Source organism: Stenotrophomonas cyclobalanopsidis, assembly GCF_008710035.1.
GTDB lineage: Bacteria > Pseudomonadota > Gammaproteobacteria > Xanthomonadales > Xanthomonadaceae > Stenotrophomonas > Stenotrophomonas cyclobalanopsidis.
This window is the reverse complement of sequence record NZ_VYKI01000006.1, coordinates 119,032-132,125: the sequence shown is the minus strand read 5'-3', so window position 1 is coordinate 132,125 and position 13,094 is coordinate 119,032. Positions and strand designations below refer to the sequence as shown.

Below are 13,094 nucleotides of genomic sequence, written 5' to 3'. Positions count from 1 at the left end.
GACGGGGATCAGCGGCTGGCGCCAGCGCGGCGCAGCAGGGTTTCAATAGGGGTGTAGCCACGCTGGCGTGCGTGCATCAGCGGCGTCACGCCATCGCCATCGGCCAGGTCGGGATTGGCGCCGGCGTCGAGCAGCAGCTGCACGATCTGCACATGGCGCGGGCCACCATCGCCGAGCAGGATCGCTTCCAGCAGCGCGGTCCAGTGCAGGCGGTTGACATGGTCCACCGCCACACCCGCGCGCAGCAGCGTGCGCACGGTGGCCACATGGCCGCGCTCGGCGGCGGGAATCAGGGCGGTGCCGCCGTAGCGGTTGGTGCTGCGCAGATCGGCACCGTGGGCCAGGGTCAGCGCGAGGATGTCATCCAGGCCGCGCGCACCGGCATACAGGTAAGCGCTGTCCTGCATCGCATCCTTGGCGTTGACGTCGGCACCGGCCTCGATCAGTTCGCGTGCGGCATCGAGGTGGTTGCCGTGGGTCGCCAGCAGCAGCGCGGTGCGGCCCTGCCCATCGCGCGATTCCAGATCGGCGCCGTCCTCTACTGCCGCACGCACGGCGGCGGCATCGCCTCGCGCGGCAGCATCGCGCAGGCGCGCATCGACCGAACCGGCCGTGGCCGAACAGCCCGGCACCACCATCGCCAACAGGCACAGCAGCAACAGGCGACCCAGCGGGCCGGGCAAACGAGGGCGACGAGCGATGCGCATCTGCGGTTCTCCGGTGCAGCGGGGCGCCGTGCTTGCCGCCCCCTGCCCTGCATGGTAGAAGTCGCCACGTGCATCCAGAAGTGAAATGTTCAAATGCAAGACAGTGCCAAATCGAATAGAACGCTGTTCGAACTGGACCTGCTGCGTGCGCTGGTGATGGTTGCCGACTGCGGGAGTTTCACCACTGCCGCCACCCGCCTGCATTCCACCCAGTCCACGGTCAGCCAGAAGGTGCGGCGGCTGGAGGAGCTGGCCGGGCACCGCCTGCTCGAACGCGGCCACCGCGACGTGCACCCCACCGACGCCGGGCACACGCTGCTGGGTTACGCCCGGCGCATGCTCGACCTGAACGAAGAAATGGCCCAGGCCCTGGCCGGCGCCACGGTGGAGACCGCAGTGCGCATCGGCGTGCCGGAGGATTTCGTCAACGCGCAGACCACGCGCATGCTGGCCGCCTTCAGCCGCCGCCACCCGCAGGTGAAGCTGGAGATCAGCAGCGGCCTGAGCCGCGACCTGGCGCATGGCTTCGACCATGGCGAGCTGGACCTTGTGCTGGTCAAGCAGCGGCGCAACACGCGCCAGGCCGTGCACTGCCGGCGCGAGCCGATGCACTGGATCGACAGCCAGCGCAGCAGCAGCCTGCAGCTGGATCCGCTGCCGCTGGTAACGTTCCCGCCGCGCGGCCTGTACCGCGACGAGATGATCCAGGCGGTGGAGGCACTGGGCCTGCGCTGGCGCATCGCGTTCACCAGTTCGTCGCTGAGCGGCATCCAGGGGGCGGTGGCCGATGGCATCGGCATCAGCCTGCTGCCACGTCGCGCGGTGAACCGCGAGCACCGCGTGATCGATGGCGAGCGTGGCCTGCCGGTGGTGGAGAACTATGAGATCGGGCTGTTGCATCGGCCGGATGCGGATGATGCGGTGCGCGCGCTCGCCGCCGAGCTCTGGCGGCAGGTCCAGCGCGAGGCGGAGTAAAGTTCGGCAGGGCTGCGCCCTGCACCTGCTCAACGTCAACGTCAACCTTAGAAGCGTACATTCCGTGGGTTGGCGGGGTGGGTCCGGTTGAAGGGGACGCCGTAAATACGTCCATGTAGGCTCGGTCGCCGCATCCATGCGGCTCACGCCCCCTCAATCGGACCCACCCCGCCTTCGACAGGTTTCCGCGATCTGTCGGAACCTGCTGCTGATGGATCCTGCTGCTGATGTGGGTGCCGACCGTTGGTCGGCACAGGCCCTGATCCCAGATAAATTTCGCTATCTGACAGATGTGCCGACCAACGGTCGGCACCCACCCACACCGCCCCGCCATCCCACGGAATACCGCTCTGGCTTTGGCCGTTGCCGTTGCTTTAAGCGGGTGCAGGGCGGCAAGCCCTGCCGACTACACCCACTGCCCCTGGACGACCACGCGCCGCTCGACCGGCACACCCGCCACCGCCGCCGGACCGTGATCCGCCCGCACCGCCACGAACGTCGCCGGCAGCCCCTCGCCGATTCCGTAGTCCGGCAAACCGATCACCGCCGCCGCATGCGTGGTCACCATGTCCAGCGCCAGCATCAGGTCCGCATCCATGTAGAACCCCGAACGGTAGCCCAGCAGCATCGCCCGCTGCAGCAGATCGCCATTACCGTAGGGCCACCAGCAGTCACGGATGTTGTCGTTGCCTGCGAAAACCCGTACCCCGGCATCGTGCAGCGCCCGCAGCGGCGGGAACGGATGATTCCCGGGCGCGTTGCTCATGATCGACACGCCGGCGGCCACCAAGGCCTCGCCTACCTGCAGGGCGCGCGCCAGCGGCACCTCGCCCAGTGCGTAGGCGTGGCTGACCGCCACCCTGCCCTGCAGCCCGGCCGCACGCGTACGCGCGGCGATGCGCAGCAGCTGGGCCAGGCCGGTTTCGCCCGGTTCGTGCAAGTGGATGTCCAGGCGCACGCCATACCGCTCAGCCAGGCCGAACAGCAGCGCCAGCTGCCCCTCGGCATCGCCATCCAGCGTGGTCGGGTCGATGCCACCCAGCACTTCCACGCCCTCGGCCAGGGCCTGCTCCAGCACCGCGGCCGTGCCCGCGCAGGACATCACCCCCGCCTGCGGGAACGCCACCAGCTGGATCTGCATGATGTCGGCGCAGCGCTGCGCAGCCTCGCGCACGGCCTGCAGGTGCCGCAGGCCTGTGCTGGCATCGATATCGACATGGCAGCGCATCGCCACCGTGCCGAAGCGGCTGCACTGGCGGATCAGCGCCTCGGCGCGGGTTACCATCGGCGCGGCGTCGGCCACGCCGGCCTTTTCCACCGCCAGGCGCTCGCGCAGGCTGGCCACCGGCTGGTGCGGATGCCAGCGGTCGCCGACGAAACTCTTGTCCAGATGGATATGCCCATCCACCAGCGCCGGCAGCAGGGTGAAGCCCTGCAGGTCGATGACCTCGGCACCTTCAGCCGGACCCCTTGCGCGGTTGAAGCCCTCGAAACGCCCTTCGCGGACGTGGAAATGCACCGGCGCACCCTCGCGGTCGACGCCGCCGTGGATGAACTGCAGGGTCATGGGGGAAACTCCCGGAAAGCCAGACAAGGGGCCCATCGTGCGCCCCGCCCGGCCCATCGGCCAACGAAATATCTGCATGCCTCATATTTGGCAACGCGATGAATGCCTGACGGGTCGCGACGCTTTCGGCACGCCCGGGACACGCCTGAACGGGTAACATGGGCGCCTGTTTCCGCTGTGATGCCGCATGGGCCCGTCCGACCGCCACGATCGTCTCCGCCGCTGGCAGGCGGCATCCCTGCTGGCCGCTGCCCCGATCGCCAGCCTGTCCGCCGCCGATGCCGGCGCCACCGCGCCGCTGCAGGCGCCGCCCGGGCAGCAGCGCATCGCGCCCGCCGCCATGGTCGAACAGCTGCACCGGCGCGTGCTGGCCGGCCCCAGTGCAACCGGTACGCTGGAAAGCTGGTGCGCCGAGCACGGCCTGGCCGAACAGGCCCGCGTGCGCGCCGTACGCGTGCATGGCCAGGACAAGGCGGCACCGGCCGACGTGCAGAAGGCGCTAGGCGCGGACGCCGATACGCCGCTGCGCTACCGTCGCGTGCAACTGGTCTGCGGCAGCCGCGTACTCTCCGAAGCCGACAACTGGTACCTGCCGGGGCGTCTCAGCGCGGCGATGAACCAGGTGCTGGACAGCAGCGACGAACCCTTCGGCCGCGTGGTCGGCCCCCTCGGCTTCCAGCGCCAGACTCTCGCCGACCGGACCTTCTGGCCACCGCGCGGCGATGGCGACCATGGCGTCATCCTGGAAGTGCGCGCCCTGCTGCGCGACCGCCAGCAACGGGCTTTCAGCTACGTCATCGAGTCGTACAGCGTGCAGGCGCTGCCTTGACGGCGAGCGAGCGGTAGTCGAGCAAGCTCGACTCTACGGCTGCGGTTGACCATGGTTAGTCCATTGTGGGCTCGACGGTCCTCATTCCTGAACCGCCCCGGACCATCGCACAGCAGGCTCCGCACTTTGCAACAAATTTCATGGGCATCGCCCCGCGCAGGCGTGATGGTGGCCGGATGTGCATCGAACCGAACCTTGCTTCCCCTCCTGCCCTGCACCCGGTACTGCGCCGCCACCTGCTGCTGCTGGGCCATGGTTCCATCAACCTGCGCTCGCTGCAGCGCACCGACCTGCCCGGCTGGCGCACGCTGTGCGGCCAGCGCCGCAGCCGCTGCAACATGAACTGCCGTAGCGAGGCCGAGGTGCAGCTGTTCATCGGCATCCAGCGCTCGCGTCTGCAGGAAGACAATGACCGTCTGCTGCTGGGCGTGTTCGACCAGCCCAGCCAGACCCTGATCGACCAGCTGACCGTGCGGCTGCAGTCCGCGCGCGATCGCAGTGCCGAGCTGCAGCGCTTCTGCCAGGCCGACTGGACCGATGCGCAGCGCTTCGCCGACACGCTGCAGGCGCTGTGCCCCTTCCTGTTCGACCAGGTCGGGCTGCACCGCGTCTACGTGATGCTTCCGCCCGACGATAGCGCCGGGCTTGCGGACGTGCTGCGCGCTGCCGGCTTCGAGAACGAAGGCCTGCTGCGCGACCATCATCTGGGGCCTGACGGCTGGGAAGACCGCAGTCTGCATGCACTGACGGCGCCGACCTGGCGCCGCCAGCACCCCGAGCAGGGCTAGCGCACCCTCTCCAGCGCGGACCCGGCGCCGGTCAGCACGCCGCAGGCGTGGTCCTGCAGCTCCTCGGCACTGGCGTCGTTGCCGGTGGCGGTGTCGAGCCGGGTCGCTAGCAGCACGAACCCGGGGGCGCCGTGCGCATCGCGGTGCCCGGCCACCAGCAGGCTCCAGTTGCCGACATCGGCCGGGCCACTCAGGTCGAAGGCCAGCAGGTTCAGCGGGTTGGCGGTCAGCTCGGCGCCCGGCAGCACGCGCGCCTGGTACGGGTGGCCACGCAGCGGAACCGGCAGCGGCGCCCACTGCGGACCCAGCACCGCACGCTGCGCGTCCAGCGCCTGCACCACGTCGGCACGCAGGCAATCCACGTGGATGTGCAGCTGGTGCTGCGATCGCCCATGCGGCGAGTTCAACGCCAGGCTGGCCACGTCGCGCGGAAGCGGCTGGCCAAGCGCCTGCTGGGTGTGCGAGCGCGCCTGCCATGCGGCGGCGAAGTAGTTCGGCACGCCCTTGCGGTACAGTCCGGGGCTTTCAATGCCGCTGACCTTGTCCAGCGGCATCAGCAGGAACTGGTAATCCCCATGCAAATCCTTGACCAGCACGTCGCGGCGGTCGGCGCCGGGCTGCACCTGCAGGCAGGCACCTCGCGGGCCATCGCCCCCTTCGCAGTCACGCTCGATCAGGCGCCACAGCGCATCGGAATGGGCCGGCGGCGGCGGCGCGCTGGCACAGGCAGCCAGGGTGGTCAGGGACAACAGCAGCAGCGGACGCAGGGACACGGAGGAAACTCGGTAATCAGGTGCAGCGAACATTGTAGAGTCGAGCTTGCTCGACTGCCCGCATCGACCGGCTCAGTAGGTCCCGAACGGCACTTCCACGACCTTCGCCGCGCCATTGCCGGGGGCCTGCAGGGTGTAGCGGTCCAGCGCACCATCGTCATCGGCAAAGGGCTGGCGCTGGAACTGCAGCCGGTACTGCACCTCGCCCAGGCGCACCGTGGCCGCCTCGGAGTCCAGCGCGGCGGCTTCCGGCAGCAGCAGGCCGCCCAGATCGCTGTAGGCACCGGCAACATCGGCGAAGGTGTAATCGGACAGCTCATCCACCCGCTGCATCGCGTAGACATGCGGCACGTAGGGGCGGGACGGGCTGCGCACGTTGCCGAGGTCATCCACCCCGGCCTGTGCGAGATGGTACTGCTCGCGCAGCGCGGCCACGCCCAGCGACGGACTGGCCACCTGCAGGCAGCACACCGCGCGGTGGCCTTCGCGATCAAGGATGACGAAGCGGTCGCCGCGGGTCGCGTCCTGCGGCAGCATGCCGAACGCCAGGTTGCGCTGCGCCGGCTCATGGCCGGCCTCGGTCTGCAGGTTGCGCCAGCCACCGAACACGGGGGCGCCATCGGCGGTTGCGGCCGCCACTGCCGGATCAATGGCCGCGGCGTTGACCGTCGCGGCTGCCAGCAGCAACGGCAGCAACGCCATCGAGGTCAGCCAGCCCTGTCCGTGCGCACTGCCTGCCTTCATACCCTGTTCCGCACCTGCGCCGGAATGGCCCGACCTGCCCGTCGGCGCGATGCCGTACGTTCGCGCACTATGCATCGGCGGTCGGCCAGCGGCAATGATCCGATCGCTGCCGGGGCCGCGGCAGACAGTGCTATGGTGCGGCCATTCCCCTGCAATGGAGCGCCCGCATGACTGCCCACCGCCTCTTTCTGCTGCTTCCTGCAACTGCCCTGCTGCTGTCGGCCTGCGTCAGCACGCCTGGCCCGCAGGTCAAGGGAAGCGGCCGCTGCGATGCCAGCACCCTGGGCTGGGCCGTCGGCCAGCCGGGCAACGAAGAGAACATGCGCCGCCTGTCCCGTGAAAGCGGTGCCGGCCTGGTCAACCCAATCGGACCAACCACCATCACCACCAAGGACATCCGCCCGGACCGCCTGCGCGTGTACGTGGACAAGAACAACGTCATCACCGCCGCACGCTGCGAGTGACCCGACTGTAGCCGAGCCATGCTCGGCTGCTCTGGCCTTCTGTAGAGCCGAGCCATGCTCGGCTGCTATGGCCTTCTGTAGAGCCGAGCCATGCTCGGCTGCTCTGGCCTTCTGTAGAGCCGAGCCATGCTCGGCTGCTCTGGCCTTCTGTAGAGCCGAGCCATGCTCGGCTGCTGTGGCCTTCTGTAGAGCCGAGCCATGCTCGGCTGCCCCCGCAAACGCAGTCGAGCAAGCTCGACTCTACCGCGCTCAGGGCTCGGTATAGCCCGCGCAATCCGGCAACGCCTGCTCCGGCTGATAAGCACCGCCACTGAAGCGGAACGTGCGCACATACGTGCACGCCGGGTCCTGCTCGGTGCGCAGGTCCTTCTTGGTCAGCGGTCCCCTTGCCAGCGAATCCTCGTTGCGAGACACACCGGCCGGGAAACGCGTGGCCACGGTCTGGTAGCGCAGCACCGGCATCGCCGTAGCGGTCGAATCCAGCGAGAGCCTGGCCGAGAACCCGTAGCTGTCATGGCAGGCGCCAGCGCGCTGCTTCATGTCCTGCTCGCTGAAGCAGGCACGGATCTCCGCATGTCCCGCCCAGGCCACACCGAGCACGTCATTGTCGACCTGGATGCCGTCGTCCAGGTGCCGCACCCGTGCCAGCTGCAGGCGCGACGCATCGGCAACGCCGCCGGAATACATGTTGCTGACCTTGCTGATGCCGCCGACCAGCACGTTCTGTCGTGCCCGCTGCTGCGGATCGGCCACGGTCTGGTCGGCGTCCACACCCGGTGCCAGGCGCACGATCCACGGCCATACGGACAGCTCGCCTTCCACCGGCACATCCATCGCCACGTGCCACGACTGCGGCTGGCCGGTGCCCTGTGCACGCTCGGTCACCACCAGCGTGGTGGACGCCTCTCCTTCCTTATCGCTGGGCTGCAGGGCCACGCACCAGGCGCGATCAGCCGTGCAGTTCTGCAGGCGGTCGCCGCCATCCTCGCAGGGCAACAGCACCTGGCCCAGCGGTTCCATCACATTGCCTGCGGCGTCGCGCTGCTGCGGCAGGATCGAGCCCTGCGCAGATACCAGTGCCGGCGTGGACAGCAGCAGCGCAGACCACCCAGCTCGCGAAATCATCGTGTGCATCGTCATCCCTGCGCGTCGGCGCGTCCCTGCGGAATGCCGATGATAGTCAATGCCCGCTGCAATCGCAGCCGCCCCACCCCGCTACCTTGGACGTGTGGCCGATGTGCCGGTTGTCGGACCCCGGCTGCATATGCACGCGCACCTTGATGTTACGGCCGGTAGGCAGTGCGGAGAATTGCTGCGGGAGCGAAGCCATCATCAATTGACGACTCCAGGCTCTCACCATCCCAGCTTGCATGCCTGAGCCACTCGACGGCCTTTTCAGCGAACGTGTCGAAAGTCGGGGCAAGAAGGTACTTAGTATCTTCATCCGCACCGAACGCAATCATTTGACCTTGATTACCCGCGACGTCGGGGTCGAAATCCAGTCCCATGTGATTTCCTCCGCCGTCGTGGGTCAGCGGTATCCAGCGCGCATTCGTGTACATCGGCTTGACCACGCCAGCGGGACTGGACTCCATAAATTCGGCGCAGCTTTCGTTCATGCCGTCGGCCTCAACCTCACGCCAACCTCGCCACTGTTGGATGATTTCCGCGACCGAGAGCATCTGACTTCCAAAGAGAATGCCGAACCCATCCTGTCCATTGTGAATCATCAACAACTGCCTTAACAGATCCGGCAGCGCGACTCCAAGCTGAGCCTCCAGTTCAACCAGTTCCGCTTCAGAAGCTCCCGGCCGTAACTGCATCTCATCCAGGCAGCCCTTTTCGAGAAGCGGCGCCTTTATCGACGCCCATATTTGATCTGCACTCTGCATTTGTTCCGTATCCGTGTCAGCCAGTACCTCAGGCTAGTGCCAAGCCCATCATTGGGGAATGCAACAAATCCTAATTTTTGACCAATACGCAGCTAATGCCCGCTGCAATCGCAGCCGCCCCACCCCGCTGCCTTGGACGTGTGGCCGATACCGGGATTGAACGTGTTGCTCGGATCCAGCTGACGATAGAAGCCGGCCAGCGCCGGCTTGGCCGGGTACAGGTGGCCGACGTTGTGTTCGGCCGGGTACTCGGCGCCACGCAGGTCCAGCAGCGCCCACATCGCATGTTCGATGGCCGTCGGGTCTTCGCCTTTGCGCGCGATGTAATCCTGGTGGAACACATGGCAGAGGAAGTGCCCGTAGTACAGCTTGTGCAGCAGGCGCCCATCGATGTCGGCCGGCAGCGTCTCGAACCAGTCCGCATCGTCGCGGCGCAGGGCGATGTCCAGCGCCACGATGTCCTGCACCTGCGTGCGATGCATCTCGCGGTAGCGCACCGCCGCACCAGCCACGGCAAAGCGATGCAGGAGGGCCTTGCGTCCTTCCTCGGCGTTGCAGCGGAAGAATCCGCCCTCATGGTTGGCGAAGCACTCGCGCAGCCAGCGCTCGGTTTTCGCGGCATCCTGCGCCGATACCTTCAGCAGCAGGTGATGCTCATACCGCTGGCGGAACTCGCCCATGCGCGGCGGCAGGTGCGACGGCAGCAGGTCGACCAGCGCCTGCATCACGCGGTCGGTCACCCCGCTCAGGCCCAGCCGCTCGAACCAGCCATCGACGCGGCTCTTCAGCGCGAACGCGGCCGGCACGCGCGCCGTGCCGAGGCGATCGATCAGCAGGAAGGTGTCCTTGCCGTAACGCTCACCGATGTCGTACGCATCGCGGTGGATGTACTCCCCGGCAATCGGCAGGCGTTCGAAGCCGGTCAGCAGCTGGCGGCGGATGGCGGTGAGCGTGGCGGTGCGGTTGCTGCCGATGTAGAACACCTCGGCAGCTTCCATCTCGAAGGTATCCAGGCGCACGGCGAACACCGCCAGTTTGCCCGCCGAACCGGAGGCCTCGTAATGACGGCTGGGATCGGCGTTGAAGCGTGCGGGCGTATCCGCATCGATACGTCGCACATCCTCGGCATAACGCGCATCGGAGGCAGCGCGGCCATCGCCGTCGCCGACATCGGCGGGGCTGTAGTCGCCCGCCTGCAGGCGCTGCAAAATCTGCTCAGGCGTATCGCCGAGGGCAATGCCGAGGTGGTTGACCAGCAGCAGCTGGCCCTGTGCGTCGACCTGGGCGAACAGTGCCATCTCGGTATAGGCCGGGCCACGCCGCACCAGTGCGCCGCCGGAGTTGTTGCAGATGCCGCCCAGCACCGAGGCACCGATGCACGACGAGCCGATCACCGAATGCGGCTCGCGCCCCAGCGGTGCCAGCGTCTGTTCCAGACGATCCAGCGTCGCGCCGGGCAGGCACAGCACCTGGCGGCCCTCATTCAACAGCTGGATGCCGGTCAGGCGCAGCGTGCTGACCAGTATGATCGGCCGATCGTAGTTGCTGCCATCGGGAGTCGAACCGCCGGTCAGGCCGGTGTTGGCCGCCTGCAGGATGATCGCCGCCCCACCCTGCACCGCGGCCTGCAGCACCCGCCACAGTTCCAGCAGCGTGCCCGGGCGCACCACGGCCAGCACCGGGCCTTCGCCGAACCGATAGCCGCGGCGGAACCGCCGGGTCGCCTTGTCGCCGGTCAGCACATGGCGGCTGCCGACGGCCGTGCGAAGCTGCGCCAGCACGTTCGCATGGTCGCTCATGGCAGGCTGACCAGCGAATCGCGGCCGATGTCGGCGATCCGGCGCGCACCGGTCAGCGTCATCGCCACCCGCATTTCCTTGGCGACCAGATCCAGCAGGTTGGCCACGCCGGCCTCTCCCTGCGCGGCCAGTGCATAGACGAAGGCGCGGCCCAGCAGCACCGTATCGGCACCCAGCGCCAGCATGCGCACCACGTCCAGGCCATTGCGGATGCCCGAATCGGCGAGGATCTTCAGGTCGCCCTGCACCGCATCGGCGATGGCTGGCAGTGCGCGTGCGGTGGACAGCACGCCATCCAGCTGGCGGCCACCGTGGTTGGAAACCACGATGCCATCGGCGCCGAACTTTACCGCGTCGCGCGCGTCGTCCGGGTCGAGGATGCCCTTGATCACCATCGGCCCCTTCCAGAACTCGCGGATCCATTCCAGGTCCCTCCAGGAGATCGAAGAATCGAAGTTGCTGCCCAGCCAGCCGATGTAGTCCTGCAGCCCGGTCGGATGGCCGCGGTAGGCAGAAATGTTGCCGAGGTCGTGCGGGCGCCCAAGCAGGCCCACGTCCCACGCCCAGCGCGGGTGGGTGATGGCCTGGCCGATGCGGCGCAGCGAGGCATTGGGACCGCTCATGCCCGAATGCGCGTCACGATAGCGCGCGCCGGGCACCGGCATGTCCACGGTGAACACCAGGGTGGTCACGCCGGCCGCCTGCGCACGCTCCAGCGCGTTGCGCATGAAACCGCGGTCACGCAGCACGTACAGCTGGAACCACATCGGCCGCTGGATGGCCGGCGCCACTTCCTCGATCGGGCACACCGAGACGGTCGACAGGGTGAACGGGATGCCACGGCTGTCCGCCGCACGCGCGGCCCGCACCTCGCCACGCCGGGCGTACATGCCGGTCAGGCCGACCGGCGCCAGCGCCACCGGCATCGCCAGCGTCTCGCCGAACAGCTCGGTTTCCAGGCTCAGGTCGGACATGTTGCGCAGGATGCGCTGGCGCAGCGCTATGTCGGACAGGTCGGACACGTTGCGCTTCAGCGTGTGCTCGGCATATGCGCCACCATCGATGTAGTGGAACAGGAACGGCGGCAGTCGACGCTCGGCTGCGGCACGGTAATCGGTGGAAGCGGAAATGATCATGGGGTCAACCGGAAGTCATCAGCCATGCGGGGAAGGTAGACGCGAGGCTCGCGCACGCCGGGCTTCGTTGTCATCGAGCGTGCGCAGCGTGGTGTGCACGAACTCAAGGTGGGCATGGGCAGCCACGCGCGCGCGTTCGGGATCGCCCGCCAGCACCGCATCCATCATCTCGCGATGCTGGTCGGACAAGGGCGAAAAGGTTGCTGCCGAGGTGTAGAGCTTCTCGCGGCTCTGCGAGATGTTGGTCTGCAGCAGCTCGAACAGGCCGCGCATCACCTGCAGCAACACCAGGTTGTGCGAGGCCTCGGCGATGGACAGGTGGAAGGCCGCATCGGCTGCCGCCTCGCCGGCCGGGTCGTTCTTGCCGTGCGCGTCCAGCATGGTCTGGAAGGCCCGGCTGATGCGCGCGCGGTCCTCGTCGGTGGCACGCAGCGCGGCATGCCACGCCGTGGCGCCTTCCAGCGCGTGGCGGATCTCCAGCACATCGAAACGGTATTCCGGATCGCCCTGGAACACCGGCAGGTACGGTACCAAGGGTTCCTGCAGCGCCTGCCGGGCGATTGCCGCCGGGTCGGCCACGTAGGTGCCGCCGCCGACGCGGGCGGTCAGCAGCCCGTGGCTGGCCAGCTGCGCGATGGCCTCGCGCAGCGCGGTTCGCGAGACGCCCAGCTCCAGCGCCAAGGTGCGCTCGGCCGGCAGCCGGTCGCCGGGTTGCAGCTGTTGTTCCTGCACCAGCAGCCGCAGCTGCGCGGCCACCTTGTCGGAGACACGCGGCGAGGTCATCGTGCACACCGTGCGGCGGACGCACATTGGTATGACCTTTCTCGATGTCGGCTGCGCTGGCGATTCAAGGCGTCTGCCGAATCCGGGCTGGAGCGTCATTACAGCACAAATTCCGCCGGATATTTGGTCTGACCTCTTATCCGGATATGGGCCAGAGCCCCCACTCCCCTCAGAGTCTCTTCCCCACCCGCCGGATCACCGCCAGCACCAGCACGCACAGCACGCTCACCCCGATGGCGATCACGTACTTGCCGATGCCCACGGCAATGCCGATGGCCGCAGCCATCACCAGCGAACTCGCCGTGGTCAATCCGCTGACCTGGTCCTCGCGGTTGCCGCGCAGGATGGTGCCGGCGGCCACGAAACCAACGCAGGCCACCACTGCCTCGATCAGGCGCACCGGATCGACCTGCAGCAGGTCGCGGTAGCGCTCCTGCTGGAAATGTTCGGCCACCGAATCACCGAGGCCGACGATCAGCGCCGCCGCCCCGGCAATCAGCATGTGCGTGCGCAGGCCCGCGGCGTGCTTGCCCATCTCGCGTTCGACGCCGAGCACGCCGCCGAACAGCATCGCCGCGGCCACGCGCAGCAGGATCGATACATCCTGGGTGAGTTCCATCGGCAGGCTCCGGGAGTT

At 67.8% G+C, this 13,094-nt stretch carries 14 protein-coding genes; 4 read left to right on the top strand and 10 right to left on the bottom strand.

Features of this window, described 5'->3' with window-relative positions; translation table 11 throughout:
* Nucleotides 1–8: 8 nt before the first annotated feature.
* A complete protein-coding gene (locus tag FJU31_RS07085; RefSeq protein WP_150454117.1) occupies nucleotides 9–707 on the bottom strand; it encodes an ankyrin repeat domain-containing protein in 699 nt (232 codons plus the stop codon).
* A gap of 93 nt (nucleotides 708–800) precedes the next feature.
* On the opposite strand from FJU31_RS07085, the gene FJU31_RS07080 reads away from it, so the two are divergent.
* The gene (locus FJU31_RS07080; RefSeq protein ID WP_150454116.1) at nucleotides 801–1,682 is read left to right on the top strand and encodes a LysR substrate-binding domain-containing protein; all 882 of its coding nucleotides are present in this window, start codon (nucleotides 801–803) and stop codon (nucleotides 1,680–1,682) included.
* A 406-nt stretch (nucleotides 1,683–2,088) separates the two neighbouring features.
* Here FJU31_RS07080 and FJU31_RS07075 read toward each other — a convergent pair whose 3' ends face one another.
* A complete protein-coding gene (locus tag FJU31_RS07075) occupies nucleotides 2,089–3,249 on the bottom strand; it encodes an amidohydrolase family protein (RefSeq protein ID WP_150454115.1) in 1,161 nt (386 codons plus the stop codon).
* 187 nt (nucleotides 3,250–3,436) lie between these two features.
* On the opposite strand from FJU31_RS07075, the gene FJU31_RS07070 reads away from it, so the two are divergent.
* Complete coding sequence (locus tag FJU31_RS07070) at nucleotides 3,437–4,078, top strand: hypothetical protein (protein ID WP_150454114.1); 642 nt, start codon at nucleotides 3,437–3,439, stop codon at nucleotides 4,076–4,078.
* A gap of 176 nt (nucleotides 4,079–4,254) precedes the next feature.
* Nucleotides 4,255–4,866, top strand: a complete 612-nt coding sequence (locus FJU31_RS07065) for a GNAT family N-acetyltransferase (protein WP_150454113.1) — start codon at nucleotides 4,255–4,257, stop codon at nucleotides 4,864–4,866.
* Here the strand turns inward: FJU31_RS07065 and FJU31_RS07060 are convergent.
* On the bottom strand, nucleotides 4,863–5,639 hold the full coding sequence (locus tag FJU31_RS07060) for a CDP-diacylglycerol diphosphatase (protein ID WP_150454112.1): 777 nt from the start codon (nucleotides 5,637–5,639) through the stop codon (nucleotides 4,863–4,865). The genes FJU31_RS07065 and FJU31_RS07060 overlap by 4 nt on opposite strands.
* A gap of 72 nt (nucleotides 5,640–5,711) precedes the next feature.
* A complete protein-coding gene (locus FJU31_RS07055; RefSeq protein ID WP_150454111.1) occupies nucleotides 5,712–6,383 on the bottom strand; it encodes a decarboxylase in 672 nt (223 codons plus the stop codon).
* Nucleotides 6,384–6,550: 167 nt separating this feature from the next.
* On the opposite strand from FJU31_RS07055, the gene FJU31_RS07050 reads away from it, so the two are divergent.
* Nucleotides 6,551–6,847 (top strand): I78 family peptidase inhibitor, encoded by a 297-nt coding sequence (locus tag FJU31_RS07050; protein ID WP_150454110.1) that lies wholly within the window; start codon nucleotides 6,551–6,553, stop codon nucleotides 6,845–6,847.
* A 249-nt stretch (nucleotides 6,848–7,096) separates the two neighbouring features.
* On the opposite strand, the gene FJU31_RS07045 is transcribed toward FJU31_RS07050, so the two are convergent.
* From FJU31_RS07045 to FJU31_RS07020, 6 genes are all read right to left on the bottom strand, one after another.
* A complete protein-coding gene (locus FJU31_RS07045) occupies nucleotides 7,097–7,981 on the bottom strand; it encodes a hypothetical protein (RefSeq protein ID WP_150454109.1) in 885 nt (294 codons plus the stop codon).
* Nucleotides 7,982–8,130: 149 nt separating this feature from the next.
* The gene (locus FJU31_RS07040) at nucleotides 8,131–8,739 is read right to left on the bottom strand and encodes an SMI1/KNR4 family protein (protein ID WP_150454108.1); all 609 of its coding nucleotides are present in this window, start codon (nucleotides 8,737–8,739) and stop codon (nucleotides 8,131–8,133) included.
* A gap of 92 nt (nucleotides 8,740–8,831) precedes the next feature.
* Complete coding sequence (gene dld, locus FJU31_RS07035) at nucleotides 8,832–10,538, bottom strand: D-lactate dehydrogenase (protein WP_150454107.1); 1,707 nt, start codon at nucleotides 10,536–10,538, stop codon at nucleotides 8,832–8,834.
* On the bottom strand, nucleotides 10,535–11,674 hold the full coding sequence (gene lldD, locus FJU31_RS07030) for an FMN-dependent L-lactate dehydrogenase LldD (RefSeq protein WP_150454106.1): 1,140 nt from the start codon (nucleotides 11,672–11,674) through the stop codon (nucleotides 10,535–10,537). Before lldD ends, dld begins: the two co-directional genes overlap by 4 nt.
* Nucleotides 11,675–11,692: 18 nt before the next feature.
* Nucleotides 11,693–12,457, bottom strand: a complete 765-nt coding sequence (gene lldR / locus FJU31_RS07025; RefSeq protein ID WP_150454105.1) for a transcriptional regulator LldR — start codon at nucleotides 12,455–12,457, stop codon at nucleotides 11,693–11,695.
* Nucleotides 12,458–12,626: 169 nt separating this feature from the next.
* The gene (locus FJU31_RS07020; protein WP_150454104.1) at nucleotides 12,627–13,076 is read right to left on the bottom strand and encodes an MgtC/SapB family protein; all 450 of its coding nucleotides are present in this window, start codon (nucleotides 13,074–13,076) and stop codon (nucleotides 12,627–12,629) included.
* Nucleotides 13,077–13,094: the final 18 nt, after the last annotated feature.

Coding starts and splice junctions, on each gene's coding strand:
- FJU31_RS07040 (WP_150454108.1), bottom strand. CDS start 8,739: ATGCAGAGTGCAGATCAAATATGGGCGTCGATAAAGGCGCCGCTTCTC.
- FJU31_RS07085 (WP_150454117.1), bottom strand. CDS start 707: ATGCGCATCGCTCGTCGCCCTCGTTTGCCCGGCCCGCTGGGTCGCCTG.
- FJU31_RS07055 (WP_150454111.1), bottom strand. CDS start 6,383: ATGAAGGCAGGCAGTGCGCACGGACAGGGCTGGCTGACCTCGATGGCG.
- dld (WP_150454107.1), bottom strand. CDS start 10,538: ATGAGCGACCATGCGAACGTGCTGGCGCAGCTTCGCACGGCCGTCGGC.
- FJU31_RS07080 (WP_150454116.1), top strand. CDS start 801: ATGCAAGACAGTGCCAAATCGAATAGAACGCTGTTCGAACTGGACCTG.
- FJU31_RS07050 (WP_150454110.1), top strand. CDS start 6,551: ATGACTGCCCACCGCCTCTTTCTGCTGCTTCCTGCAACTGCCCTGCTG.
- lldD (WP_150454106.1), bottom strand. CDS start 11,674: ATGATCATTTCCGCTTCCACCGATTACCGTGCCGCAGCCGAGCGTCGA.
- FJU31_RS07020 (WP_150454104.1), bottom strand. CDS start 13,076: ATGGAACTCACCCAGGATGTATCGATCCTGCTGCGCGTGGCCGCGGCG.
- FJU31_RS07065 (WP_150454113.1), top strand. CDS start 4,255: ATGTGCATCGAACCGAACCTTGCTTCCCCTCCTGCCCTGCACCCGGTA.
- FJU31_RS07045 (WP_150454109.1), bottom strand. CDS start 7,981: ATGCACACGATGATTTCGCGAGCTGGGTGGTCTGCGCTGCTGCTGTCC.
- FJU31_RS07070 (WP_150454114.1), top strand. CDS start 3,437: ATGGGCCCGTCCGACCGCCACGATCGTCTCCGCCGCTGGCAGGCGGCA.
- lldR (WP_150454105.1), bottom strand. CDS start 12,457: ATGACCTCGCCGCGTGTCTCCGACAAGGTGGCCGCGCAGCTGCGGCTG.
- FJU31_RS07075 (WP_150454115.1), bottom strand. CDS start 3,249: ATGACCCTGCAGTTCATCCACGGCGGCGTCGACCGCGAGGGTGCGCCG.